This is a genomic window from Bacillus cereus group sp. N12 (assembly GCF_016483575.1).
Lineage (GTDB): Bacteria > Bacillota > Bacilli > Bacillales > Bacillaceae_G > Bacillus_A > Bacillus_A toyonensis.
The window spans coordinates 21,242-45,564 of record NZ_JAEHBO010000034.1 but is presented as its reverse complement, the minus strand read 5'-3'; the positions used below and the strand labels follow the sequence as shown (position 1 = coordinate 45,564).

The window sequence follows — 24,323 nt, the reverse complement described above, 5'->3', positions numbered from 1 at the left end:
TTTAAAATTCACTTATTTCTTCCGTAACATAAATTCACAAAGCATTCCTATCCCAACACCAATTGTATAAGCAACTACATCGCTCCACAAAAATCCGTAACCTAAAACGAGTCCCCCTATAGTCGTTGCACGAATATTATCAATCCAAGGTGCATGGTACAATTGGCTAATTTCAATCCCGTAGCAAAATATTAAACTCATAAAAGCTAATTTCTTCGTTTCTATTTTAGGAAACAAAAATCCGAATCCAACGAAAATCATTAATGCCCATAAAGCATCACCTAAGTAATCATTTAATAAATGAGGTAACGCAAAAGCAAACTTTCTAGAACTAAGACCTAACATAATAACAACTATAGTAAACATTACATATAGTAATTGATTTCGTTTTATATTCATTTCAAAAGCTCCTAATTCATCATGTAAAACTGCAAATAGCTAGTAAAATACAATCATTTTACTAGCTATTTATTACTTGCTTTCATAATAAGAAAATGTGGATTTGTACTTAAATAATGATATGATTTTCTGTCTACTTCTCTCATCTTTTCAATCGGCTTCGGTTCCACTATTTTTTCTAATACAAAATAGTTTGTTGTTTCATTGATTATGTCTTGGAGCGACCTCCTAAAAAAACTAACTTCTATTGTAATATTTGGTTTAACCCAAGTATCTACTAATAATTGTTTTTCAAAATAATCTTCACATGTAAACTTTGTGAAATCCATAAAAGGATGATGAACGGAATATATAAGTTCTCCACCCGGCTTCAATACGCGCTGAAACTCTTGAAATACTTGTGTCCAATTTTCTAAGTAATGAAGAGTTAACGAACTTACAATGATATCATACGTATTATTTTCAAATGGCAATGTTTCTTGCAAATCGTGACAAAGGAACGTTGCTTTTTCTCCCATACTTTCTTTTACGGCTTTTACCATTTCAGGACTTATGTCAATTGCTGTAACGTTAGCCCCTCTTCCTACGAATTGAGAAGTATACCATCCAGCGGCACATCCAGCATCTAGTATTCTCTTCCCTTCTAGTTCCCTTGGAATAATCTCCATCATCGCAGGTCTTTCATAATAACTATTATATGGATTTGCCAAATCTATATTTTCTTTATATGTACTCGCTAATTTATCATACGTATCTTTGACTGCGTCTTTCATTATATCCACCCCTAATACATATTAATCCATTAACTCTTGCTGCTTTTTCTTTGAAAATGATTGTAGTACTAACTCATACGACCAATCGATCATTTTATTAATTTGCTCCTGTTCTACTCCCTTATGTATATACACTGTATTCCAATGTTTCTTATTCATATGATACCCTGGAATTATTGTGTCTGGATAATCTTCTCTTATTCGTAAAGCGAGCTCAGGATCACATTTTAATGTAATCGCAGCTTTTTCACCTTCTTCATGGTTCACTATCGCAAATATTTTATTATTGAGTCTCATACATGTTGCACTCCAGCCATCTGGAGAATCCTCTGTCGCTTTTCTTTTTGATAAACAATATGCTCTCGTTGCATTCATTTTAAATGGCACCTCTTATTCTTTCACTATTTGTTTACGATGCATCACAATTTGCTTCGTCGCTTTAAATTGCTGTTCCCCATAAAACTTTATGAGTTTCTCTCCGCAAAATAGACTAACAATATCAATATGAGATATCTCTTCCAGTAACATTGTAAGCATATTCTCTCCAATGCCTTTATTTCTTACACTTTCATGTACGACAACATCTTCTATGTACGCTCGAAAAACACCATCTGAAACCACTCTAGCAAACCCAATTAACTCATTTTCTTTCCATACCCCAATTGCTATGCTATTCTTTAACATTTTTTCAATATCGATTTCTTTTCTTTCTGGCCACCAACCGACAGAGTCGTAAAGCTTCTTTATTTTCTCTGCACAAATTGGTCGTTCATGTTGTAATTTATACGTGTACATATTCTTTCTCCCATCAACTAGTATACATAATATTATTATAATCTCTTTTCCAAAAAGTGTTGACTATACCCTTTCGGATGATCTTCAACGACACCATATTCTCGGTAGCCGTGCTTTTTATAAAATTCCGGTGCTTGGAAACTAAATGAATCTAGTAATATGAGTCTACATCCTTTTTCCTTCGCAATGTCTTCGATTTTATGTATCAGTTGACTTCCATAACCATCATGACGAACGGATTCATCAACCCATAAAAAATCGATATGAAGATGATAAAAATACATCGTTCCTGTTACGCCGCCAAAGATTTTCCCTTCCTCATCTTTCACTACAAGGCTTACTTGTTCCATCGGATGCTTTACTTCATCTGTTAAGATGGACATATTATATTGAATGACTTTATTTCTAATGTATTCTCCTTCATTACGAGTACCATTCTCTATGTGTTTCATATATATTTCTTCCTTTCAACTTAGTAAATTACATCTAATTTTTATTTCGCCTTTTTAAAATACTAATGAATACAAATCCACCATATGTAACAAAACACGAAAAACCAATTATCCCAGGTACAGAGACATAGCCTGTTCGTACATAACTTATAACTGCAAAACTAATAATTAACATTATTATAGATGGCCAAAATATTAGAGCCGTTTTTCTTCGTCTCTGTTTCGATGTACGTTCTTTCTCTTCAGAAACACGTGTACCAAAAAGCGATACAATACAAATAAGAATCGCTGCAAAGTAAATGGTATCTAATGATAAATTGTGATCATATAGTGCGATTCCAACTTCAAGAGCAATAATCGTTACAATTAAAATAATAATTGTTGAAGTCTTTAAGTTTCGTTTCAATCGCTCACTCCTAGCATGCTTTCACTATATGCTTTGTATATGTATTTCAAAGCTGTTGTAATTGTTTCATCAACCTCTATATTATGAACTCGCTCGGGTAAATCTTTTCCCCCAATTACATAAAGAAACGGGAATTCGTTAAACATTCCCATTATACCAATATTTATTATAGCTGTAGACAATCCACCTGTCATATGAGCTAAATGATAATACGGTATACTTTCATAATCCCCTTGTTGTCTTACCATTCCATTAATAATTGGTTCCCATACTGCTGGTTCTACTTTATAGTCTTGAAAAATATGTACTAAAAGCGAAAGAACTTGATTTAATTCTCCAACATTTTTCTCATCTCTAGCATTCTCTTGTATATAAATATTTGAAAAATACGTTTGGGCATTTATTTTCATAGCATCCCATCCACCGCAGTGCTTTACAACCGAGTGAGCAATATAACTGTCGTGACAAGCTATCATCACTTCTACTGCTTTACTAAGTGTTAAAGTACTTCTTCCTTGTAGATGCGGATATAACTGTGCACTATCTTCATGTGGATGAAATTTAATATGATGAAGTATATCATTCCAATTACGTTTATTTTCCTTCACCATTTGTGCTGCTACAAATCCAATTACTACTTTTGCTGCCGATGCTAATGGAATATATAATTCACTATTATATGAAGTAATTATACATTCGTTTTTTGTAGAATAAATAGCTACTCCTACATGACCAACTTGTATCTCTTTCATTTTTTGAATGACAGTTTCCATTTCCATTCCTCTTTTCACATCGTTATATCACCTTCTAATAATTCAATATGGAATATAAAAAACCTTTTTTGACAGGTTATATTTGTAATGACAATTAGAAAAAGGTAGCATGAATTACTCCTTGCTACCTAAAACATTCATTTTCACGAAAAACTTCTAATCTTCTATAGGATTTTCAGGCCCGTTAAGCTCCAATTGATAAAAGGCTAAATCTAGCCATCTATTAAACTTATAACCAGCTTTTTGTATTATTCCGGCATGAACAAATCCATAATTTTGATGCAAGGCTATACTTTTCTCGTTTTCCGCATCGATTCCAGCAATTAAGGTCATATATTCTCTTTCTTTTGCGGTTGCGATTAATTTTTCCATCAAAGAGGAGCCAATTCCATTTTTTCTATATTCCTTATCAACATACACAGAATGTTCAATTGAATATTTGTAAGCAGGCCACGCTCTAAATGAGCCGAATGTCGCAAATCCTACTACTTTATTATCTAGTTCGTATACGAAAATTGGATAGCCATCAGCCTTTTTTTGTTCATACCAATCTATTCTATTTTCAAGGGTTACAGGTTTATATGCATATACAGCTGTTGTATAAAGTATCGCATCGTTATAAATGTCTAAAATATATGCTACATCTCTTTTCGTTGCTTCCCTGATCATCGTTTTCTTCCTTTCCTAATGTTAATCTTCTTTCGCTATCTTTTTAATAATTTTATTTTACCGAAATTTCTGTTTCATTTCCACATACGAATACTTGCTTTTCTGAAACCATCAAATATATTAATCGCAGCGGACAACATATAAATGATAATTCCACCGCCAACTAACCACGTTTTAAATCCTTCTGGGGAAATAGTAAACACATTTGCCAAATACGTAATAAATCCTTTGTTAAATATATATGGATTTACTACAATTACAATGAATACTATCGTTCTGACTACTTGAAGAATACCATTTCCGATTGCCAATCTTTTCGTCCATTGTCCTTGTACTAACTTATAAAGAGATATAGCTACTTCAAAAACGATCATAACCAAAATAATCGGCCAATATTGAAGTAAAACATCTTGATTAAACGTTGGCGCGATAAACTTCAGTCCGTTTTCCGTACCATTATATACGCCTACAAGATGGTTTGCATAAAAGTATAGGGTAGCCCATATTGCTGTCCACATTAAACCTCCAAAAACTTCAAACTTTGAGATTGCCTTTTTCTTCGGGATATACGAGATATTTTTCAAATCATCTGGCGTCCATTTTTTTAAACTTGTTGTTAATGGGTGTGGATCCTTTTCTTTATCAGTTCTTTCTAAAACAGCAAAAACAAGTGTCAACCAGAAAAACACATGGAGGCCTACTTCAACAATTTCACCAATGCCTTTACCTATCAATTTTAAAATAACATCTAATACTGCTTGATCACCAGTATAGCCTATAAAATTTTCTGCAACCATTGCAATGAGTGCGATAACAGCTGCAATTGGTATAATCATTTTTAATAACGTCGTATATACATCAAAATAACGTGGTCCAATTAAATGCATCGGTCTATCCAAATACCCATTAGCCAATGAAACCGGACTTCCCAATTTTTCGAGAACGCTCTTCACATCATCCTCATTATAATCGTCTGGTAACATATCCTCTATTGTCGACCGTAGCTCAAGCGTAATATCTTCACGATTTTTATCAGGTAATCTCTTCGCCACTTCTTGGACGTACATATCAATCAAACTCATTCTCGTCCTCCTCCTTTAATAGGTTATAAAGTTCTTTCGAATCCTTTATCCACTCCTTTTTCAATTGTAAAAATATCTCTAGTCCATATTCACTTAAAACATAATACTTACGAGGTCTACTCTCCGTTTTATCCCAACTACTCGTAACTAGTTTCTGCTTTTCTAATCGACGAAGTAGTGGATATAAAGTACTTTGATCAATTGTAATCCCTGATTGCTCCAATAATTGGACAAGTGAATATCCATACTGCGGCGTTCTTAATTGGCTTAAAACCGCTAATGTCAATGTCCCTCTTCTTAACTCAGTAATTAATGAATTTAATAAAGTATCCATTCACCCACCTCATTTTTATTACTATATGTCATACAGTATGTGTTTTATACTATGTATCGTACAGTATTCGTGTGACAAAAACAATCATTATTTACCAAAAAATGGATAAAAAAAGCGCAAACTATACGATTTGTGCTTTTCTAGCTAACTTATATATTTATAACACGCTTAACTTTGTACCTCTGGTAATATAAACTCTCCTTTTTCTTTAGGAAATGGGATAACCCCTACAATCGACTCAACATTGATTACTCCATATACATGCGGGTATTCTTGACCATTTGAAGCAAGTTCATATTTTATTTCTGCTTTTACCAAGGATGGATTTATTGTAAGTAATAAAACCTCTTTTTCATGAAAGAAATGTTTTTCTGCAACCTTTAAAGCTTGTTCAAATAATGAACAATGAATAAACCCCTCTTTTATAAGTGACTCTTCATGAATTTCTCCAGTTGTTTTTGCGATTTCCCATTTTCTTTTTGTTATTACTTTTGTAATCATAGCTTTTCCCCTTTTTAATATATGTAATGATATAATAACACTAAAATTTCCAACAAATGATTAGTTGATTGGAGAATCTTAATGGATAAAAAATTAGAAGAGATCATTGTAAAATCATTTTTTAATAAGCGCCTTCAAAATAGAGTACTATTTGAGCTTTCTTCTTCAAAAAAACGTAAAGATGCGATCGGTCGACTTTGCCATAATTACAGAACTACGTTACGTGAAGAATATATGATTGAAATTCCTAAGCCTAATTCTTGTCCAATTGATATAGGAGATCTGTTAAAAAAACATAGGGCTGTTGATTCTTGTTACGCCAGATCATGGGACACAAAAATCGATGGAAAAACACTCCCTTTGCTGGACACATTAGAGGTTGCTGTTGGAATGGGAATGCCTTCTATTCTATACTCAATTACAAATCAAGTTGCGTATTTTGAAGCAGAACAAGAAACACTTCCATCACCAAGATTTATACTTAAACGCACATATTAATGCATATAACTCCATTGCACTTTTTTTACTTTATTATATTATTTAAATAACCGCTCAGGTCGTTAATTCATCTAGCTTTTAAATATAAAAAAGAGGATTTTCATACCCTACTAGAAAATCCTCTTTTTACATTTATTTTAATCCTTTAATTAAAGACGACGCTTCACCGCTATGGAAAATCCATAAATCATGCAGTGATCTCGTACATGCGACATACAGTAACTTCGCATCATGCTTTGTATTTTTATAATGTTCTTCATCAACATCCATTAGAATTACAGCGTCAAATTCTAAACCTTTCGCTAAATATACAGGTACTACTGAAATACCACCTTCATATTTACTTTGATTTGCTTCAATGACATTTACCGTCAATCCTGCATTCGTTAATTTCTCATACATATCGTGGCATTCATCATCTGTTCTACCTATTACCGCAATTGTTTTCACATCTTCATTTTGCAAATGCTTTATTGTCTTCAAAACTTCAGTGAATTGATCTTCTGCATGGATTACTTTTACGTCTTCACCGCTACGGAAAACTGGTGTTGCGAGCCCCACTGGTATTTCTGCATTTTTAATAATTTCATTTGCGAATTCAATAATTTCTTTTGTAGAACGATAACTTCTAGTCAATTCAAAATAACCTGTTTCTTGGAATACTTCCTTAAATGCGTTCCAATCTTCAATTCCTTGGTAATCATAAATCGCTTGCGATAAATCACCTAATATAGTGAAAGAATTACCTAGTGTAATTTCTTTTAATACATACACTTGAAATGGCGAAAAATCTTGCGCTTCATCAATAACGACATGATGAAACTTCTGACCGATTTCAATACCTGTTATGCGATGATGGATGTAAATTAAGGCAGGTAAATCTTCTACATACACTTCTTTTTTACGACAACTCTTTTCTGTTTCTTTAACAAGTTCTTCAGGTAAAACTTCGAGTATTTCTTTACTTTTCAATATTGAACTATACAGTGAAAGAGCACTCATTTTTGGCCAAAACTTCATATATGTGTTCAATCTCTTAGTCGCTTCTTTTTTGAGCAATTTTTTCTCGTTCGTTTCCCCAAACTTTTTAAGTTTAATTTCAATCCAGCGCTTCATGCGGCCTACTAAACGTTCTCTTCTTTTCTTTAGTGGATAATGTTTATATTCAACTTGCATCCATTTTTTAATGTCTTCCACTGGAATAATCGCTTTATCCCACGCCTCAAAATCGTTTGTCGGAACTAAGTCATTTTCAAATTGAATCATTCTCTCTTCAATAAACGCCTTAAATTCCAGTGTACCCTTTAATTTACCGAGCATTACCTTACTTTCATCACGATTAATTGAAAATGCTTCTTTCAATTTCTCTTCTGTTTGCTTTAGTTTTACTGAATCATCTAACGTACGCAATGCCCAATCTGGAAACGTTGTTTGACTAATATTCCCTACCCCTAATTCAGGCAGTACACTCGAAATATAATCTAAAAACAAGCTGTTCGGAGCAAATACAATCATTCTTTCTGCCTCTAACTGTTCACGGTATTCATAAATTAAAAAAGCAAGGCGATGTAAAGCGATTGTTGTCTTTCCACTCCCTGCAACCCCTTGAATAAGTAATGGTAAATTTCTTTCCGCTCGAATAATATCATTTTGTTCCGATTGAATCGTTGAAACAATATCCTTTAGTTTATTATCTTTATTCTCACCTAATCGATATAGAAGAAAATCATCGGCATGCGATACATCTTCATTTCCTTTCACATATGTATCAACAACACGTTCAAGTTCTCTTTTACGAATGGAAATATTTCGTTTTAAATACACATCACCTTCAACTAACCCATCTGGTGATTGATAAAACGCTAGTTCTTCTCCACCGGTAAATGAATAAAACATACTTGCGACAGGCGCTCGCCAATCGATAACAATTGGTTTCATCGTGTCCTTATCTGAAACACCTACTTTACCGATATAAATCGGCATAACTTGTTCTTTTCCATCCTCTTGAAAGTCTAGTCTTCCAAAATACGGCTCTTCCACACCGATACGTAAGTTCTGTCTATTTGACTCCCTCATGCTTTCAAGAATTTGCTCTTTAAAATCTTCTCCATAATAAACCGGGATTTTTTCAAGCTGTTCTAATTGATCATCCATCGTATGTAAAGTATCCCTCATTTTTTGTAACTCATCTTCAAATATGTTGCTCATTTCGACGATTCCCTCCTGTCCGTTCTAATTTTTCAGTCGAAATACAATTGTATTAAAAATCCATTCGCAAAGTCAATAGTTCTAGTGAGAATTTTCTAAAATATAAAAGAGTTGCGATTAATCCCTACTCTGCTTTGCTTTAATTCGATATAACATATTTAAAACATTCTTTATTAATTTGAAAAGTTCAATTAAAAGAAACAATAAAAAGCAGATAATGAATTATTTCATTATCTGCTTTCCGATTTTATATAGTTACTTTTATTATACTTTTTGATATAAAAGCCAATCCCCAGAATCAATCACTTTCTTTAACATCTTTTTATCCTGAGCAATATACACATACGCATGTATTTCCATATCAGTAACATACACTGTTTGCGTTATTCGGTCATATAAATCAGTCTCTGCATTACCTGTATATTCTTCTAGTTCATCTAACTTATGCAAAACATCATCATTTACTTCATAAACTTCCCCATATACCCTTACTTCATTAGAACAAATCATGGCCGGATATCCTTCGTTTGTATCAAATAATTCCCCATACGTCCATGCTCCGTCTGCGATGCATGTTGCACCTTGCATATAATGAGCATTCGTTTGCCCTCTTCTTAACGTGCCATAAACGAAAACATGATACATAAATCCCTATCCCCTTTATATGTCTCTACTTTCTTATTTGTAAATAAGCACGGATCATAAAGTAACTCACTTCATTTGGAAGCTGTTCTTTAATAGATTTCAAACCACCTTCTGCATTTTGTACAGCAGTTTCTATAAGAGATTCATACTCTTTTGGTACAAAACTTTGCCAATCTACTTCCATCCCATCCTCAAAAGAGCGAATTAAATGGTTTTCAATTGTTTGTCTTGATAGATCACGTTCTTTTGCAATCTCATTTAGGTCAATTCCTTGTTTATACATTTCATACGTTTCCAAATGAGAATTCGCTGAAGCTTTTCCTGATTTTTTACGCTCAGAAACAACTTCTGTCTTAATTGTTTCTGCATAGTTTGGATTTTCATCAATAAAATGCTGAACTGCTTGTAAGAAGTGCGAGCCATACTTCACAAGTTTGTGTTCTCCAATACCTTTTACTGTTAACAGTTCGGAATCATTTCGCGGCATTTTTGCACACATATCTTTTAATGTTTGGTCAGAGAAAATAACGAACGGAGGTACACCTTCTCCTTGTGCGATTTCTTTACGTACTTCACGCAACACTTCAAATAAAGGATGATCTTGGACGATTTGTCTCGTCTCTACTCGTTCTTTTCGTAGAACATTCTCATTACCAAGTAATACTTCTTTCCCTTTTCCCGTTACTTTTAATGTCGGATACGTACCATGTTCAACTGCAATTAACTCATCTGAAATTAAAAACTCTATAAAGTCACTCACTTCTTTTACACTACGGTTTGATAAAAGGCCATACGTTGGTAAAGTATGAAAATTAAATTCAATAACTTTCTTATTTTTCGATCCAGTTAATACTTGTGCAATCATTTGTTTTCCAAATCGTTGGTTCGTTCTAATCATACAGGATAAAACCATTTGTGATTCTCTCGTCACATCGATGCTCTCACGGTCGTCCGTACAATTACCGCAGCGTCCACAATCTTCTTTCGGTTCTTCTCCAAAGTATTGCAAAATGAATGATTGTAAACATTGTTCTGTATGACAGTAATCAGTCATATTTTGCAATTTTTCAAGTTCATTCGAAAAACGTGATTCTCCTGTTGATTGATCAATTAAAAAGCGTTGTACTTGCACATCTTGAGAAGAATATAACAAAATACATTCACTATCTAATCCGTCACGACCAGCACGTCCTGCTTCTTGATAGTAACTTTCCATATTTTTTGGCAGCTGATAATGAATAACGTAACGAATATTCGATTTATCAATACCCATTCCGAATGCAGATGTCGCTATCATTACGCTTACTTCATCTCGTAAAAAGAGTTCTTGTTGCTCATTTCGATCATGATCACTCATACCAGCGTGATATTTTGATACCGAAACTCCCGCTTTCATTAAATCTTCATACAACTGATCAACTACTTTTCTAGTAGCTGCATATATAATCCCTGATTCCTTTTGATTTTGACGAATATAATCCGCTAAATAAGCATTACGATCCTGTCCTTTAATGACAGAAAATGATAAGTTCTCACGCTCAAAAGTTGTCATAATTGTATTGTCTTGATTAATTTCAAGCGTTTTGCAAATATCATCACGTACTTGCGGAGTTGCTGTCGCTGTTAACGCTAATACGAGCGGTTTTTCTGGGAGATAATCTAGTATACGATGTATATGTAAATAACTTGGACGGAAATCATGTCCCCACTGCGAAATACAGTGCGCCTCATCAATCGCAATCATCGGGATTTTCATATCGATAAGTTGATCAACAAACTCCATTGAATCAAGACGCTCAGGAGCGACATAAAGTAACTTATAATGCCCTTGTTTCGCTAATTGAATTCTATGATTAGCTTCTGTCATCGAAATAGAACTATTAATATACGTAGCGGATATACCGTTTTGTATTAGTGTATCTACTTGGTCTTTCATAAGTGAAATCAAAGGTGATATTACTAACGTCGTTCCTTCGAATACTAATGCGGGAATTTGATAACAAATTGACTTACCTCCGCCCGTAGGCATAATGCAAACTGTATCTTTCCCCTCTAATACATTTTTAATTGTTTCATCTTGCCCTCTTCGGAATGACGAATAACCGAAATAAGACGCTAAAAGTTCTTGTGCTTTTGTAAACAAAAAAGATTCACCTGCTTTTCTTTATCTTTCATCTACTTCTATTATATCATCACTTATGCGACTTGAAAGCGATGAATAAATGCTTATTGTTTTTTCATTATTCTATATTTCTCCTCGTATTTAATATTAATTAGCATCGGTGTTTTGTATGTTTCACAACATTTAAAACATACATCCATTACACATGAAGAAAGCATTTCAATTTAAATATTCATTTTATTGCCCTTTCTTGAATACTACTAATCGTATACATATAAATGCAGGAGGTTATTATATGCGCAAAAAATAGATCATCCACAGAAGTTTTCTCAATATGAAACGTATAGACTTACTACAATTCAGTTGCTACCATATATAATAATCTGTTGGATAAACCCCTTAAGTTGACCTGCTCATAATAGCAGGTCTTTTTCATGATTACATATTTCTGTGCACTTCAATTTCACTTCCAAGTCTTTTCTCCATTTTATAACCAGATTTAAATCCCAACAATTCATGATAATCATAAAAAGTAAAATATAAATTGTTCACATGTAATTATGCAATTCTTTTTTCTCAATACACAAAACGCATTTTACTTGTTACTATAAAAGTACTCCAGATGAGTTTTTGCTCATCTACATTATCTAGTTAATGGGGCCTGCCGCGGGAAGCAGGTCCCTTTGACTTTATTAAAGTTCCATTTTCATTTGGACACATTTACCAGGTTTTTTTAAAAGAATTTTATGATAATATTACGTAGTCGAGTCCGACATCTCGGCAATACCCTTTAGAGGCTCTGCAACTTCCCTTGCAGAGCCTCTTTTACTTTATATTCAATTTATTTATATATATCACAATATCATTCATTGAATTTCTCCATTTCAAATTACCTGAAAATTATCTAGGACACGTAACTAAAAATAAATCTTTATCATACTTTGAGTTATACATGTTCAAAGGAGTGTTACTTTTTATGTATTCTTATTGGCAATCGTATTACTCCCCCTATCATAACCTTTATGTAAACTATGATTTATCCGTACGTAACTACCGAATAAGTAAAAACGAGAATTTTTTAAAAGGATATATGCGTTCTTTATGGGAACAACACGTCGCTTGGACGAGATTGGCTATTATAAGTATTGTCTTTAATTTACCCGATGTTAACGCTACTGTTGGACGGCTTCTACAAAACGCAACACATATGGGACTATCACTTGAGCCCTTCTATGGCGAGGATGCAGTAAAGAAATATAGTGCATTAATTAAAGATCATTTAGTAATTGCAGCCGATCTTGTGAAAGCCGCAAAAGCTGGTGATCAAAATGCAGCTGCCGCTATAGAGAAGAAATGGTACGCTAATGGTGATGAAATTATTGAATTTCTTCACAGTATCAATCCATATATAGATAAAGAGGAATTTAGAAAAATGTTTTATGAACATTTAGCACTAACGAAAGCAGAAGCGCTTACCTTCCTAAATAAAGATTATGAAGCAGGAGTAAAACTTTACGATAAAATTGAAAAAGAAGCATTAGAAATGGCTGACATGATAACAAACGCAATCGTAAAACAATTCCCGCAAGTATTTCAATAAACTGAGACGTTAACCAGTGATGGGTTTGTACATCCCCACCGATTACTAACCCAGACCAATCAGGGTTTCACGAGCATTTTATCTCCCGCCTAACTTCTCTACTTAAGCTGAATTTCAAGGTGTGATTCTTACTTCTCGTCAATGCGGGATAAAAATAAGCATAAGCCGATTTCAAAAAAAAATCGGCTTATTTAGCTTTCTCTCAATGTTATTTCGCCTCTCCTCTTTACATTTAACGTATATCGATATATTTTATTTATATCCGTTTTTTATAGGAGGAAATAGTTTGATTAACGCCATTGGTCTCGTATTTATACTCACAAATAAACACGAGAAAAAGAAGAAAGTGTATTTGAATGAAAAATTTGCATTAATAGACATTATTGATTCTAAAGAGGTAATTGATGATGAAGGTAACTCATTAGTAGAACTCACTTGTAAATACAGTATATATTTAGATGAAAAATACTACTGTAAATCTCTCGATGATTATACTGGACAAGTATTCCCCTTTTTAAGCGCTAAAATAGGAAAAGGACTTCTTAGAAATTTAAATTATTACTTTTCTTACGTTGATGCCTATGATAAAAAACCACCTGTTAAAGAAATAAGACCGCTTATGAAACAAGTAACGAACAGATAACAATAATCATTCAAAAAGAAAACATCTAACTTCTGATGTTTTCTTTTTTGAATCAACAACTTGTTGCCTTCTATCCTCTTCTAAATGTATGTATCCAGGCATATTTTAAATTAAAAACATTGGAGGATTAGACTGAATGAAATACTCAGAAACAATTGTTAGTAAAAGACTTCGAACACTAAAAATGTCTAGTATGTTTATCATGCTAGTTTTAATCGCCTGGCTTGGATATACAAAATTACTTTATGAAAATGGATTTCTTCAAGAAAAAAAGAATTCAGTAGAAGTAATGAATACTAGCATTACAGGAGAAATTGAACAGATTTTCCATGTGAATTTACAAGGTTATCGTAAAACAAACATTGATGCCGTTATAGCTGAAAGTAAAACCGACCCGAGCGAACTATCCTTACTTGAGCTCGTTAATACATCTTGTTCACGAGATTGCATAAGTGAACCAATAACATACGTAAACGCAAACAATGGCTATATTTTTTATAAAGAATCTGGCGGAACTAATGTAGCTATAAAAATTAAAAAGCGAGATACATGGGAAATTGAAAAAAAATTAGTTCAAGATGGAATATAAACTCATAAAATAAAAGAGTACGTAAAGTACTCTTTTATTATTAATACCCTTCCTGTTTACAATGGCATTTCGGTTTCTCTTTACAATGACATTTTTCGCAATCACACTTCGGCTTTTCCTTGCAACGACACTCGTCACAATCACATTTCGGTTTCTCTTTGCAGCAACATTCGTCACAGTCCCTGTGTTTACATCTACATCTTCCAAACATTAAATCATCCCAAAATGAACGTCCACAATGACAATGATTCCCCATGACTATGCTTCCTCCTCAATAGAATTCATCATATTCTATGTTTAAAAGTAGAAAAAGGCTTGTTTACTAGTCTATTTTCTACTTTTAAACAATAGTTTTTTAAGTATTACACTTTCTTAAAAATTTTCTATTAAATATTCGTAGGAAATATTGCAAATAAAAAAGCCCAATGCTTGGGCTTTACATTCATGTATATTTTCTTACTTCTCGTTCATAATAATAGGTAACTACTACGTTAACTAAATATGAAACACCACTACTATAGTTCCTTTACCTCCGCCACAGCTCCTTTCAACCTCTGCAGCATATACCCAATCCCTTTACATCCTTCTAACGGATATGTAATGATTTCTTCTGGATATAACTTTGTGACTACTTTTTTATGCTTCTTTCCCGCAAGCAAAACAATTTCGTCAAACTGTATTAAACCTTTATCAATCATCTGTTTTTGTAGTTGCTCTATACTAATAACTTCATCACTCTTCGAATCAAATGCAAGATCATAGTTTTCTTGTACAATATCATTCGGCTTTAAAAATCCATGCTTTGCTGATAAAATAACCCAATCATCAAAAAACTCAGTTGCGTACGCCTGACATGCTTTCCCGAAAGGACTAATATATACATTCTTCGCCTCAGTAGGTCCATAATCTACATACTTATCCCAGATTTTCTTCTTTCCACATGGGATTATACATAATCTTTTCATCTATATTTCTTACCTCTTTTCTTCCTTATGTTAAATCAATTATTTCATACATTTCCCTCGCAAAATACTATATAATAATTCCAAACGTCACAATTGAATATTTTACCATATTTATATCGATTTCCACTCATATTTCACTTCTTTTCAGAAGCATAGTCCAATTTTTTTCGTTCTACATCTACGTAGTACACTGCACTCTTTACAAATATAATACTACTTCATAAACATTTTGTGAGCTTAATCTTTAAAACAAATAATAAAAAAATGTAATATACGAATATATTTATTTTATTGTTTTTTTAAAGGAGGTGAACAATAATGAAAAATATTATCCCTGCACTATTCGTCTATTTTATCGTTTGTGTTATTGTTATGATTGTTCCAGCATCTGAAGGCTATAATTCTATTAGTTGGAAGTTGTTTGTTGGGCAAGCGTACGCAATACCCATTTTCCTCATTACTGCTGTTATTACATTTTATATAAACAGGAAAAAGTCTTACGAATAAAGTGAAACTTTAATCCGTGAGGGTTTTCTTCATCCCCCACGGATTATTGGCCTTCACCAATCGGGCTCTTACGGACAGTTGATCCCTCACCTAACTTCTTTACTTTCGCTGAACTTTGAGGTAATGCTCTTACTGTCCGTTAATGCGGAATAAACAGTTATAAGGATAGCTAATGCTGTCCTTATTTTCATACCAGTATCCTATGTAACAAATAAAAAAGACAAGTAGCCATCCGACTACTTGTCCTTTTTGTTAATCAGTACTGAATAGTATTAAGCTTGGAATGCTTCAGTTAATACTGGTACGATTTGTTTTTTACGAGATACAACACCTTTTAATGTAGCTGTATTGTTTTCTAGAGATACGTTGTATGCTTTCTCAACAACGTTTGCTGCTTTACCGATCGCAAGACCGACAGAATCGTTAGTTAAGATATCAGTTACAACGAATAAGAATAGGTCTAAACCTTTTTCTTCTACTACTGCAGAGATAACTTTTTCAAGTTCCGCTTGGTGTACAAGAACGTCGTTAGTATCAACAGCGTTTACTTGTGCAATTTCAACTTTCGCGTTAGCCATTTGGAATTCTTTAGCATCAAGAGAGATTAATTGCTCCATTGTTTTTCCGCTTAAGTCAGCACCAGCTTTTAACATTTCTAAGCCATAGCTATCTGCATCTACACCAGCGATTTCCGCTAATTCACGAGCTGCTGCTACGTCTTGTTCTGTGCAAGTTGGAGATTTGAATAATAAAGAATCTGAAATGATTGCAGATAACATTAAACCTGCAACTTCTTTACGAATTATAACGCCATTTTCTTTGTACATTTTGTTTAAGATTGTAGCTGTACATCCAACTGGCTCACAACGGTAGTAAATAGGATCGCTTGTTTCAAAGTTAGCAATACGGTGATGATCGATTACTTCTAACACACGAACAGATTCGATATCGTTAGCACTTTGTTGACGCTCGTTATGGTCAACTAAAATAACGTTGTCCACTTCGCTTGCAACTGTCTCAACAAAACGCGGTCCTTCTACTTTAAAATAGTCTAACGCAAATTGAGTTTCACCGCTGATTTCGCCTAAACGTACAGGCTCAGCATTCATTCCTAATTCTTTTTTCAATTCTGCATAAGCAATTGCAGAACAAATTGCATCTGTATCTGGGTTTTTATGCCCGAAAACTAGTACTTTTTCCATGTTTTCCACCTCTTCATGAAAAGGATATCTTAAAGAAGCAAATATGACAATATTTAAAGCCGAATTTTTTATAAATAATTGTACTTTCCTCTATATTTTTCATAAAAAAGATCATCTAAAATGAATTAGATGATCAAAATGTATATTTAATTTAAAATAGTGTAGGAACTTGCACTGCATTGTTAAACGCAAAATTGGAATTTAAACCATTATTCACAAGGTTCACATCAATAACTTGATAAAATGCATTTCCAGTGTCCGCAATCTCCCAAACAGCTAAAATAAGATGGTAGCCACTACGATCAGTTGGTACATTTGCTTCATGCGTTACTGTTGTCCCCGGTCTAACTCCGCCATCATTTTTCACATAGAACGGCACTACATCTAAACTAGACCTTGTTAAAGGCATATTTGGATTCCAATCCTTCTTTGTAATGTAGTATTTCCATTCTTTCGTACTATGAGGAGCCGTTAGTTTCCACTTGAATGTATTCGTCCCGCCGTTTAACGTAACTTTCTTCCACCTATCCACTGATTGAGCGTCTAAAACAGGAAAATGACCAGCACCTGCAATTTGTCCATCAGAAGGTCCTAATTGCGGAAAGCCGCCTATTCCTTCTACACTTTGTGGTTCATATTGAACTGGACCGCAATTTACATTTACCCCTTGCTTACATAAATAAGATCGGCTCGCTGGTGATTCTACATACCCATGAGCTGAAGCCTTTTCTGAAAATCCAAATGTTAATAATCCCGTAAGTAATATCCCACCACTTAACATAACCTTTTTCATCTTTTGTAAACTTGTCTTTTTCATTCTTTCATCCCCTTCCCAAAAATGAAACGAAAATAACTATAGTTGCCTAGTCATCTTCTCTACATCCATTATAAGTGGAAGAGCATTACTAAAAGAACCCTCTAAAAACTTTCTCAAATACGTTTAGCTACAAAAATATCAATTCTTCACGTATATTAATTACCAGTTATCACATCTATTATTTATTTTGTCGTTTTATTGTTAACTACTTACAATTACATATCACAGTGTAGCGCTTAAAAAAGTTTGATTACATTAACTCTATAAACCTAGATAAAATAATAAATAGAAAAAGTGGGTTTTGAAAAAGATTGATTATTACTTGATCCTTGTGCCATTAAAGCGTGCAATTACGAATTTGGCAAAGGTAGTCTAGTTATCAAATAGCCCTCTCCCTCTCAGATTTGCGGAAACTGGCTCCTTTCCTATCTCACGTGCCCATATAGATAACTGGCCGATATGATGGATTTCGTGGACAATGACATGGCGTATTAACTCTCCGTGTGTACATTCAATGACTCGGCGCCTAATTGGTGCGTCTCTTGAGTTAATCGGCTCTTCCTTGAAGTCAGCTTTTGAAAGTTTCCGAGAATCCATTTCATTTGTCCAAGAAGTCACAAACGGCTTCACTTTCTCGCGGTATTGAGCTGAAAGATTTTTCACTTTTTGTAAGCTGGCATACTCTTCAAACACTGGTTCCTCAGGGACTGATTCGCCGCGCAACCCTAAGATCCACATATATTCCACATCTACAATGTGAAATAGGGTATGTAGTATACTGCCGAACCCACCGACCCGTTTCTTTACTAGTTCTTCAGCCGACATGTCTTCGCACCATGTAAACCAATCATCACGAACTTGCCAGTTATATTGAAACAGTTTCAACATCACAGCAACCTCCATCTTTTAGATTAACATTTACTATTCACCAAATGGCTTCAAAATCCCTATTTTAATACTACCTCTTAAAAACCTGTTAAACTCTTATATAAACTGGACTTCAAATTGAACGTTCAATTTGAAGTTAAAGAATGAAAAGAAAAAACTAAATCATTTTATAATAAATAACCGTTGCATCTAACTCACCATCCGGAGAAATTGCATACCCCGGTATTTTACCGGATTCTTGAAAGCCTAATGACTTGTACAATCTATTGGAAGGGTCTCCTTCTCTAGTATCTAATACTAAAAGAGATCTGTTTTCTAGTTTCGCTCTTTCCTCTGCTTTTTGCATAAGTGAACGTCCAATACCGTTACGTCTAAAATTCGGATGAGTCATTAACTTGCAAATCTCAGCTCTATGGGTCCCGTTAGGCTTTGTAACTAAATGTAATTGAACACTTCCTGCCACTTCATTGTTTATTTTAGCAACATACAATATTACTTCTGGTGCTAATACCGTTTGCCAATAATTTGTTGCTTCTTTTTGTTCCAGTGGAGGTAAAAAACCAATTGATGCCCCATCATCTACAACCGTTGTCAAAAGTTTAGAAAGATCTTCAATCTCATTTTCTAGTTGCTTCATTTCTTCAATTACTAAATTTCGCATTACTTTTCCCCCTTTTGTTTTCATTTTAACAATTTTTATAGCAGGAATAATTAAATATTAAGATGAAATTAATTAAGATACGATTTTTTAGAGAAAGGATCACTATATGAAATATATATTAGACAGGAAATACGCAAGAAAATTACTGGATTGGGCATATGAACAAAACCCAGGTCCTTGGTTCGAACATTCAATTCATGTTGCCAATGCAACTGAAAAAATAATTGTAGAACTTATAAAAAACGGGTATGACTTAGATGTTGATATAGCATACAATGCCGCTCTCCTGCATGATATAGGAAGATATAAAGGTTTTACTAAATCTGTTATTCATTCCTATGATGGTTACATGTATATGAATGATTTAGGGTATACAGGAAACGCCGTTATATGTGTGACGCATTCATTTCCTTGCAAAAATGAGCATATAGATATCGCAGCAGAGTGGATCCTTGTTCCCGATTATATGAAAAGCCGGTTAATTGAAATATTGAATGAACATTGTGACTATGACTTATACAATAAAGTAATTACTCTTTGCGACGCTCTTGCTGATGCAGATGGTTTTACTACGCTTGAAAGAAGATTGGTTTCTGTTGGTTTACGTCATGGCACAACCTCTCATACTTCTTTACATTGGAAAGGATTCTATACAATTAAGAATGAATTAGAATCTTTAATTGGGAAGAGCATATACACCCTTCTCCCTGATGTAGAGAAATCAATTTATAAGAATACAGAATATTAAAACAATCATAACTTAAAAACGATACAATTTGTAAGTATGCTTCTAAAAAACTCATTTAAAAGTGGAGGGATTACTTATTAGTAAAATAGGATTTGACTTAATAAATCATGAAGGTAACTTAAATATTGGATATGAAGATATAGTTGATATCTCTAGGAAATGTAAATTTTCTAACTGTTCACATACAAATGAACCACAATGCGCGGTTAAAAAAGCCATGTCTGATGGAATTCTTTCTGAAGAAATATTTAAAAATTATTATAGACATTTAAACGAGGCACAATATGTTTCTAAGCAAAGAAATAAAACAAAAGCTATCGACTATATGAAGCAATTGAAACTTTTTCAAAAAAATTAGGATAAACTAGAAAACCCTCCTTAAAATAATATTTTAAGGAGGGTTTTCTAGTTTAATGACTTTGATTTTTTAATTCCACCATACACTCTTGTACTAAAGTTACTGCTTGACTCATTGCAGCTCCGCCAGCAAACGCGGTCGAAACACCACAAGCTTCTAAAATTTCTTTATCAGAACATCCTTGGTCAATACATCCCTTTGTATGATAAATCGTACAATATTCGTCTTGTGTTGCTAAACTAATCCCTAATGCAATAAGCTGTTTTTCTCTTTTAGTTAATGCACCCTCCTGAAAACACGCTTGTGTAAAAGCGTTATAGGTTTCTGCAATTTCAGGAATTTGTTGTGTGAAATTCCCAATACCTTCTTTGTAATGAAGTAATACATCATTTATAGAGCCAAATTGTTGATTTTCCATCGTATATCCTCCATTCATTTTATTTACACTTACTTTAGTATGAGATAAAATGAATGATATATACAAATACTCACTTTAAAAATAGAAAGAATTTTCAGTTTATTAAACTTTTAAATTTACACGTTTACAGTTTCAGCCCATCATCCACCGACATTTTTTCTTTAGAACTTTTCCTTTCTCCCTCTTTACTTCGCTCTTCCCAAATCGTTAAACCTTCCATTCCTACTTTTTTAGGATCAAATACTGGATCTTTCCCTTCTTTTTTCTGCGCCTCATAATCTTTTAACACTTTTAATGCGGTTTTGCTTAATAATAGGATTGCAATAAGGTTTAACCATGCCATACTACCGATTCCTAAATCTCCAAGATTCCATAAAAGTGAAGCTGATTCTACGCTACCGATGTATACCATAATTAAAAATCCAATTTTTAAAACTGGTTTTAACCATCCATATTTCAATCCACGATCTAAATAAGTGAGAGTCGTTTCTGCGATATAGTAATAAGCAAGCAAAGTTGTAAATGCGAAGAAGAAGATTGCGATTGAAATAAATATTGGACCAAATCCAGTCATAACAGTTTCAACTGCTTGTTGTGTATAAATAGGACCTGCTTCTACCTTGCCTATATTTTGTACAATTGCACTTTTCCCTTCAGGTATAACATTGTACATACCTGTTATTAATATCATAAGCGCTGTCGCTGTACAAACTACAATCGTATCGATATATACAGAAAACGCTTGAACTAACCCTTGTTTTGCAGGATGCGATACTTCTGCAGCAGCCGAACTATATGTTGCCTCTCCAACACCTGCAACGTTTGAAAACACCGCTCGCTTTACACCCCATGCAATTGCTGCACCAACGATCCCGCCAAACATTTCATTTACACCAAATGCACTTGAGAAAATTAAAGCAAACATACTTGGAATTTCTGTTACATTTGCAATTAAAATGATGCATGTAACAATTACATAGCCAATTGCCATAAAAGGTACTAACATTTGTGACACACCAGCAATTCTTTTTACTCCCCCAAAAATAATCGCTGCTAGTAACACAACTAAAAATATACCTGTTACATATTTACTAATACCGTTAGAGTTTTCAAATCCAACAGCGATACTACTCGATTGAATACCTGGTAATAAAACGCCGTATGAAAGTGTTACAACTACCGCTACAATGACTGCAAACCATTTCATTTTTAAACCTTTCTCAATGAAATATGGTGTACCACCACGATATTCATTTCCTACTTTACTTTTATATACTTGAGATAATGTTGATTCAACAAATGCGCTAGCGGCTCCTAAAAGTGCCATCACCCACATCCAAAATACAGCGCCCGGTCCCCCAAAAGCTATTGCTGTTGCTACCCCTGCGATATTACCTATTCCAACCCTTCCTGATAGAGCCAAACAAAATGCTTGGAAGGATGATATTCCAGTCTCTGAACTTTTCCCTTCAAAAAGTAGCTTAATCATCTCTTTAAAATAACGAATCTGTAAAAAACGAGTCGCAATGGTAAAATACACTCCTGCTCCTAATGCGAAAACAACTAAACCTATACTCCATACTTGCCCCACTAACCACTCTACTAACTTTTCCATCCAAATCCCCCTTATCATTCTTTTGAAAAAGTAATTTTCATATAAGAAAACGGACAACCTTTATCCCACATTCCAGTTGTCCGCTTCTCATACTATTTCATCATTCTTTTATCTCACTATTCATCGTCTGCAAGACTCTCACAAACTAGTTTTTCACTTAATATTTACCCAAACGCTCTTCACTTCTGTATAATTATCAAGCGCATAGGAACCTAGTTCGCGCCCAATACCAGATTGCTTATATCCACCAAATGGTGCAGCTGCATTTTCTAAGTTATAATCATTAATCCATACTGTTCCTGCCTTTAATTTATTGGCAACTTGATGTCCTGTTTTAATATTTTGTGTCCATACGCCTGCTGCAAGTCCATATGAAGAGTGATTTGCCCTTTCGATTACCTCTTCTGTTGAATCGAATGGAAGTACAACGACAACCGGTCCAAAGATTTCTTCCTTAACAATTGTCATATCATCAGTAACATTTGTGAATACGGTTGGCTGAACAAAATAGCCTTTTTCAAATGCACGTTCACCACCAGCTGCAACAGTAGCACCTTCCTTCTTTCCTTGTTCAATATAATGCAGCACACGCTCTTGTTGTTTTTTAGATACGAGTGGCCCCATTTCTGTATCAGTTTCCATCCCAGCTCCAAGTTTAATATTATTTGCCCTTTTTACTAACTCTTCTACTACCGTTTCATAATGCTTCCGATGAACGAATACGCGGGATCCCGCACTACAATTTTGGCCATGATTATACATAATCCCTTGGAATGCACCATTAATCGCTTCTTCTAAATCAGCATCTTCTAAAATGATATTTGGTGACTTACCACCAAGCTCTAACGTTACATGTTTAATTGTTTCTGCAGATTGACGCATAATATATTTTCCCGTAACAGTGGATCCTGTAAAAGCAACTTTATTAATATCATGATGATTCACTATCGCAGCTCCTGCTTCAGGGCCAAAACCTGGTACAAAGTTTACAACACCGTTTGGAAAACCAGCTTCTTTAAAAAGTTTTGCTGTATATAGCAACGATAAAGGTGTTTGTTCTGCAGGTTTTAATACAATCGTACAACCAGTTGCAAGTGCAGCTCCCATTTTCCAAGAAGACATAACGAGCGGAAAATTCCACGGAATAATTTGACCTACAACACCAACTGGTTCATGGCGTGTGTAATTTAAGTAATCTTTTGAAATCGGAATTGTTTGTCCGATAATTTTTGTAGCCCAACCTGCATAATAACGGTAGTTTTCAACCGTCGCTGCAATATCATCTTCAAGTGCTACTTGATATGGTTTTCCATTATCTAATGCTTCTAGCTGTGCTAATTCTTCTTTATGTTCTTCAATTAAATCCGCTAGTTTATATATAAGATGTGCTCTTTCAGCAGTAGTCATTTCTGTCCAAGGGCCTGATTCAAAGGCCAATCTCGCAGCTTTTACTGCGACATCAATATCTTCTTCTTGTGCTTCACATACGACAGCTAGAACATCCTCTGTTGCTGGATTATATGTTTCAAACGTCTTCCCGCTAATAGAAGGAACAAATTCACCATTAATAAACATTCTAATCTCTTCATTTAAAAACGCTTTTACTTTTGGTTTTAGCTCAATGTTTGTCGTTAACATATATACACGCCTCCCTA

30 protein-coding genes are annotated in these 24,323 nt (G+C 34.1%); 7 read left to right on the top strand and 23 right to left on the bottom strand.

Going from position 1 to position 24,323, the window contains the following annotated elements:
* Nucleotides 1–12: 12 nt before the first annotated feature.
* The 11 genes from JDS92_RS16645 to JDS92_RS16595 form a co-directional block, all read right to left on the bottom strand.
* A complete protein-coding gene (locus JDS92_RS16645; RefSeq protein WP_001022591.1) occupies nt 13–399 on the bottom strand; it encodes a ribosomal maturation YjgA family protein in 387 nt (128 codons plus the stop codon).
* Between the two features lie 65 nt (nt 400–464).
* Nucleotides 465–1,172 carry a class I SAM-dependent methyltransferase gene (locus JDS92_RS16640; protein WP_000650683.1) on the bottom strand — a complete coding sequence of 236 codons (708 nt, stop codon included), beginning with the start codon at nt 1,170–1,172 and terminating at the stop codon, nt 465–467.
* Nucleotides 1,173–1,193: 21 nt separating this feature from the next.
* A complete protein-coding gene (locus JDS92_RS16635) occupies nt 1,194–1,547 on the bottom strand; it encodes an MmcQ/YjbR family DNA-binding protein (protein WP_000994617.1) in 354 nt (117 codons plus the stop codon).
* 15 nt (nt 1,548–1,562) lie between these two features.
* The gene (locus JDS92_RS16630; RefSeq protein ID WP_087969248.1) at nt 1,563–1,967 is read right to left on the bottom strand and encodes a GNAT family N-acetyltransferase; all 405 of its coding nucleotides are present in this window, start codon (nt 1,965–1,967) and stop codon (nt 1,563–1,565) included.
* Nucleotides 1,968–2,002: 35 nt separating this feature from the next.
* On the bottom strand, nt 2,003–2,419 hold the full coding sequence (locus JDS92_RS16625; RefSeq protein WP_087969247.1) for a GNAT family N-acetyltransferase: 417 nt from the start codon (nt 2,417–2,419) through the stop codon (nt 2,003–2,005).
* A 34-nt stretch (nt 2,420–2,453) separates the two neighbouring features.
* Nucleotides 2,454–2,825 (bottom strand): hypothetical protein, encoded by a 372-nt coding sequence (locus tag JDS92_RS16620; RefSeq protein WP_000828017.1) that lies wholly within the window; start codon nt 2,823–2,825, stop codon nt 2,454–2,456.
* The gene (locus JDS92_RS16615) at nt 2,822–3,598 is read right to left on the bottom strand and encodes a serine hydrolase (protein WP_098911901.1); all 777 of its coding nucleotides are present in this window, start codon (nt 3,596–3,598) and stop codon (nt 2,822–2,824) included. The genes JDS92_RS16620 and JDS92_RS16615 overlap by 4 nt, the downstream gene beginning before the upstream one ends.
* Before the next feature lie 156 nt (nt 3,599–3,754).
* Nucleotides 3,755–4,267: a GNAT family N-acetyltransferase gene (locus tag JDS92_RS16610; RefSeq protein ID WP_098911900.1), complete on the bottom strand. Its 513-nt coding sequence runs from the start codon at nt 4,265–4,267 to the stop codon at nt 3,755–3,757.
* 74 nt (nt 4,268–4,341) lie between these two features.
* Nucleotides 4,342–5,349, bottom strand: a complete 1,008-nt coding sequence (locus tag JDS92_RS16605) for an HAAS signaling domain-containing protein (RefSeq protein WP_098911899.1) — start codon at nt 5,347–5,349, stop codon at nt 4,342–4,344.
* On the bottom strand, nt 5,336–5,683 hold the full coding sequence (locus tag JDS92_RS16600) for a PadR family transcriptional regulator (protein WP_000380297.1): 348 nt from the start codon (nt 5,681–5,683) through the stop codon (nt 5,336–5,338). Before JDS92_RS16600 ends, JDS92_RS16605 begins: the two co-directional genes overlap by 14 nt.
* Nucleotides 5,684–5,851: 168 nt before the next feature.
* Nucleotides 5,852–6,184: a DUF952 domain-containing protein gene (locus JDS92_RS16595; protein ID WP_087969243.1), complete on the bottom strand. Its 333-nt coding sequence runs from the start codon at nt 6,182–6,184 to the stop codon at nt 5,852–5,854.
* Nucleotides 6,185–6,265: 81 nt separating this feature from the next.
* Here JDS92_RS16595 and JDS92_RS16590 point away from each other — a divergent pair, with 81 nt between their 5' ends.
* The gene (locus tag JDS92_RS16590; protein ID WP_199632174.1) at nt 6,266–6,682 is read left to right on the top strand and encodes a hypothetical protein; all 417 of its coding nucleotides are present in this window, start codon (nt 6,266–6,268) and stop codon (nt 6,680–6,682) included.
* A 132-nt stretch (nt 6,683–6,814) separates the two neighbouring features.
* On the opposite strand, the gene JDS92_RS16585 is transcribed toward JDS92_RS16590, so the two are convergent.
* The 3 genes from JDS92_RS16585 to recQ form a co-directional block, all read right to left on the bottom strand.
* Nucleotides 6,815–8,890: a HelD family protein gene (locus JDS92_RS16585; protein ID WP_098911897.1), complete on the bottom strand. Its 2,076-nt coding sequence runs from the start codon at nt 8,888–8,890 to the stop codon at nt 6,815–6,817.
* Between the two features lie 264 nt (nt 8,891–9,154).
* Complete coding sequence (locus JDS92_RS16580; protein WP_199632173.1) at nt 9,155–9,535, bottom strand: gamma-glutamylcyclotransferase family protein; 381 nt, start codon at nt 9,533–9,535, stop codon at nt 9,155–9,157.
* 25 nt (nt 9,536–9,560) lie between these two features.
* On the bottom strand, nt 9,561–11,678 hold the full coding sequence (gene recQ, locus JDS92_RS16575) for a DNA helicase RecQ (RefSeq protein ID WP_097957311.1): 2,118 nt from the start codon (nt 11,676–11,678) through the stop codon (nt 9,561–9,563).
* A 955-nt stretch (nt 11,679–12,633) separates the two neighbouring features.
* Between recQ and JDS92_RS16570 the strand changes: the two genes are divergently transcribed.
* The 3 genes from JDS92_RS16570 (at nt 12,634) to JDS92_RS16560 (ending at nt 14,489) form a co-directional block, all read left to right on the top strand.
* Nucleotides 12,634–13,257, top strand: a complete 624-nt coding sequence (locus tag JDS92_RS16570; protein ID WP_199632172.1) for an acetylglutamate kinase — start codon at nt 12,634–12,636, stop codon at nt 13,255–13,257.
* 286 nt (nt 13,258–13,543) lie between these two features.
* The gene (locus JDS92_RS16565) at nt 13,544–13,900 is read left to right on the top strand and encodes a hypothetical protein (RefSeq protein ID WP_000606238.1); all 357 of its coding nucleotides are present in this window, start codon (nt 13,544–13,546) and stop codon (nt 13,898–13,900) included.
* Nucleotides 13,901–14,036: 136 nt separating this feature from the next.
* Nucleotides 14,037–14,489 (top strand): hypothetical protein, encoded by a 453-nt coding sequence (locus JDS92_RS16560; protein ID WP_000877597.1) that lies wholly within the window; start codon nt 14,037–14,039, stop codon nt 14,487–14,489.
* Here the strand turns inward: JDS92_RS16560 and JDS92_RS16555 are convergent.
* Entirely contained in the window at nt 14,469–14,696 is a 228-nt protein-coding gene (locus JDS92_RS16555) for a hypothetical protein (RefSeq protein WP_033663039.1), read from the bottom strand. The two genes, JDS92_RS16560 and JDS92_RS16555, sit on opposite strands and share 21 nt — an antisense overlap.
* Nucleotides 14,697–15,004: 308 nt before the next feature.
* The gene (locus tag JDS92_RS16550) at nt 15,005–15,454 is read right to left on the bottom strand and encodes a DUF6884 domain-containing protein (RefSeq protein ID WP_000824892.1); all 450 of its coding nucleotides are present in this window, start codon (nt 15,452–15,454) and stop codon (nt 15,005–15,007) included.
* 318 nt (nt 15,455–15,772) lie between these two features.
* On the opposite strand from JDS92_RS16550, the gene JDS92_RS16545 reads away from it, so the two are divergent.
* The gene (locus JDS92_RS16545) at nt 15,773–15,961 is read left to right on the top strand and encodes a DUF4017 family protein (protein WP_000789481.1); all 189 of its coding nucleotides are present in this window, start codon (nt 15,773–15,775) and stop codon (nt 15,959–15,961) included.
* Between the two features lie 272 nt (nt 15,962–16,233).
* Here the strand turns inward: JDS92_RS16545 and ppaC are convergent, their stop codons facing one another.
* The 4 genes from ppaC to JDS92_RS16525 all read right to left on the bottom strand — a co-directional run bounded on the left by ppaC (nt 16,234) and on the right by JDS92_RS16525 (nt 19,529).
* The gene (ppaC, locus tag JDS92_RS16540) at nt 16,234–17,163 is read right to left on the bottom strand and encodes a manganese-dependent inorganic pyrophosphatase (protein ID WP_097957313.1); all 930 of its coding nucleotides are present in this window, start codon (nt 17,161–17,163) and stop codon (nt 16,234–16,236) included.
* Nucleotides 17,164–17,314: 151 nt separating this feature from the next.
* Nucleotides 17,315–17,980, bottom strand: a complete 666-nt coding sequence (locus JDS92_RS16535) for a lytic polysaccharide monooxygenase (protein ID WP_199632171.1) — start codon at nt 17,978–17,980, stop codon at nt 17,315–17,317.
* Nucleotides 17,981–18,352: 372 nt separating this feature from the next.
* The gene (locus tag JDS92_RS16530) at nt 18,353–18,868 is read right to left on the bottom strand and encodes a DinB family protein (RefSeq protein WP_087969892.1); all 516 of its coding nucleotides are present in this window, start codon (nt 18,866–18,868) and stop codon (nt 18,353–18,355) included.
* Nucleotides 18,869–19,025: 157 nt separating this feature from the next.
* A complete protein-coding gene (locus JDS92_RS16525) occupies nt 19,026–19,529 on the bottom strand; it encodes a GNAT family N-acetyltransferase (RefSeq protein ID WP_001245266.1) in 504 nt (167 codons plus the stop codon).
* A gap of 106 nt (nt 19,530–19,635) precedes the next feature.
* Here JDS92_RS16525 and JDS92_RS16520 point away from each other — a divergent pair, with 106 nt between their 5' ends.
* Both JDS92_RS16520 and JDS92_RS16515 read left to right on the top strand, forming a co-directional pair.
* On the top strand, nt 19,636–20,277 hold the full coding sequence (locus JDS92_RS16520) for an HD domain-containing protein (RefSeq protein ID WP_199632170.1): 642 nt from the start codon (nt 19,636–19,638) through the stop codon (nt 20,275–20,277).
* Nucleotides 20,278–20,338: 61 nt separating this feature from the next.
* Entirely contained in the window at nt 20,339–20,635 is a 297-nt protein-coding gene (locus JDS92_RS16515) for a ribosome small subunit-dependent GTPase A (RefSeq protein ID WP_000398687.1), read from the top strand.
* 52 nt (nt 20,636–20,687) lie between these two features.
* Here JDS92_RS16515 and JDS92_RS16510 read toward each other — a convergent pair whose 3' ends face one another.
* From JDS92_RS16510 to JDS92_RS16500, 3 genes are all read right to left on the bottom strand, one after another.
* A complete protein-coding gene (locus JDS92_RS16510) occupies nt 20,688–21,053 on the bottom strand; it encodes a carboxymuconolactone decarboxylase family protein (RefSeq protein WP_000431413.1) in 366 nt (121 codons plus the stop codon).
* Between the two features lie 124 nt (nt 21,054–21,177).
* On the bottom strand, nt 21,178–22,668 hold the full coding sequence (locus JDS92_RS16505) for an alanine/glycine:cation symporter family protein (protein WP_199632169.1): 1,491 nt from the start codon (nt 22,666–22,668) through the stop codon (nt 21,178–21,180).
* A 153-nt stretch (nt 22,669–22,821) separates the two neighbouring features.
* Nucleotides 22,822–24,306: an aldehyde dehydrogenase family protein gene (locus JDS92_RS16500; RefSeq protein ID WP_098711345.1), complete on the bottom strand. Its 1,485-nt coding sequence runs from the start codon at nt 24,304–24,306 to the stop codon at nt 22,822–22,824.
* Nucleotides 24,307–24,323: the final 17 nt, after the last annotated feature.

What these genes read in the sequence shown, in the direction of transcription:
- JDS92_RS16645 (WP_001022591.1), bottom strand. Translation starts at nt 399, where the DNA reads ATGAATATAAAACGAAATCAATTACTATATGTAATGTTTACTATAGTT.
- JDS92_RS16640 (WP_000650683.1), bottom strand. Translation starts at nt 1,172, where the DNA reads ATGAAAGACGCAGTCAAAGATACGTATGATAAATTAGCGAGTACATAT.
- JDS92_RS16635 (WP_000994617.1), bottom strand. Translation starts at nt 1,547, where the DNA reads ATGAATGCAACGAGAGCATATTGTTTATCAAAAAGAAAAGCGACAGAG.
- JDS92_RS16630 (WP_087969248.1), bottom strand. Translation starts at nt 1,967, where the DNA reads ATGTACACGTATAAATTACAACATGAACGACCAATTTGTGCAGAGAAA.
- JDS92_RS16625 (WP_087969247.1), bottom strand. Translation starts at nt 2,419, where the DNA reads ATGAAACACATAGAGAATGGTACTCGTAATGAAGGAGAATACATTAGA.
- JDS92_RS16615 (WP_098911901.1), bottom strand. Translation starts at nt 3,598, where the DNA reads ATGGAAACTGTCATTCAAAAAATGAAAGAGATACAAGTTGGTCATGTA.
- JDS92_RS16610 (WP_098911900.1), bottom strand. Translation starts at nt 4,267, where the DNA reads ATGATCAGGGAAGCAACGAAAAGAGATGTAGCATATATTTTAGACATT.
- JDS92_RS16605 (WP_098911899.1), bottom strand. Translation starts at nt 5,349, where the DNA reads ATGAGTTTGATTGATATGTACGTCCAAGAAGTGGCGAAGAGATTACCT.
- JDS92_RS16600 (WP_000380297.1), bottom strand. Translation starts at nt 5,683, where the DNA reads ATGGATACTTTATTAAATTCATTAATTACTGAGTTAAGAAGAGGGACA.
- JDS92_RS16595 (WP_087969243.1), bottom strand. Translation starts at nt 6,184, where the DNA reads ATGATTACAAAAGTAATAACAAAAAGAAAATGGGAAATCGCAAAAACA.
- JDS92_RS16590 (WP_199632174.1), top strand. Translation starts at nt 6,266, where the DNA reads ATGGATAAAAAATTAGAAGAGATCATTGTAAAATCATTTTTTAATAAG.
- JDS92_RS16585 (WP_098911897.1), bottom strand. Translation starts at nt 8,890, where the DNA reads ATGAGCAACATATTTGAAGATGAGTTACAAAAAATGAGGGATACTTTA.
- JDS92_RS16580 (WP_199632173.1), bottom strand. Translation starts at nt 9,535, where the DNA reads ATGTATCATGTTTTCGTTTATGGCACGTTAAGAAGAGGGCAAACGAAT.
- JDS92_RS16570 (WP_199632172.1), top strand. Translation starts at nt 12,634, where the DNA reads ATGTATTCTTATTGGCAATCGTATTACTCCCCCTATCATAACCTTTAT.
- JDS92_RS16560 (WP_000877597.1), top strand. Translation starts at nt 14,037, where the DNA reads ATGAAATACTCAGAAACAATTGTTAGTAAAAGACTTCGAACACTAAAA.
- JDS92_RS16550 (WP_000824892.1), bottom strand. Translation starts at nt 15,454, where the DNA reads ATGAAAAGATTATGTATAATCCCATGTGGAAAGAAGAAAATCTGGGAT.
- JDS92_RS16545 (WP_000789481.1), top strand. Translation starts at nt 15,773, where the DNA reads ATGAAAAATATTATCCCTGCACTATTCGTCTATTTTATCGTTTGTGTT.
- ppaC (WP_097957313.1), bottom strand. Translation starts at nt 17,163, where the DNA reads ATGGAAAAAGTACTAGTTTTCGGGCATAAAAACCCAGATACAGATGCA.
- JDS92_RS16535 (WP_199632171.1), bottom strand. Translation starts at nt 17,980, where the DNA reads ATGAAAAAGACAAGTTTACAAAAGATGAAAAAGGTTATGTTAAGTGGT.
- JDS92_RS16530 (WP_087969892.1), bottom strand. Translation starts at nt 18,868, where the DNA reads ATGTTGAAACTGTTTCAATATAACTGGCAAGTTCGTGATGATTGGTTT.
- JDS92_RS16525 (WP_001245266.1), bottom strand. Translation starts at nt 19,529, where the DNA reads ATGCGAAATTTAGTAATTGAAGAAATGAAGCAACTAGAAAATGAGATT.
- JDS92_RS16520 (WP_199632170.1), top strand. Translation starts at nt 19,636, where the DNA reads ATGAAATATATATTAGACAGGAAATACGCAAGAAAATTACTGGATTGG.
- JDS92_RS16510 (WP_000431413.1), bottom strand. Translation starts at nt 21,053, where the DNA reads ATGGAAAATCAACAATTTGGCTCTATAAATGATGTATTACTTCATTAC.
- JDS92_RS16505 (WP_199632169.1), bottom strand. Translation starts at nt 22,668, where the DNA reads ATGGAAAAGTTAGTAGAGTGGTTAGTGGGGCAAGTATGGAGTATAGGT.
- JDS92_RS16500 (WP_098711345.1), bottom strand. Translation starts at nt 24,306, where the DNA reads ATGTTAACGACAAACATTGAGCTAAAACCAAAAGTAAAAGCGTTTTTA.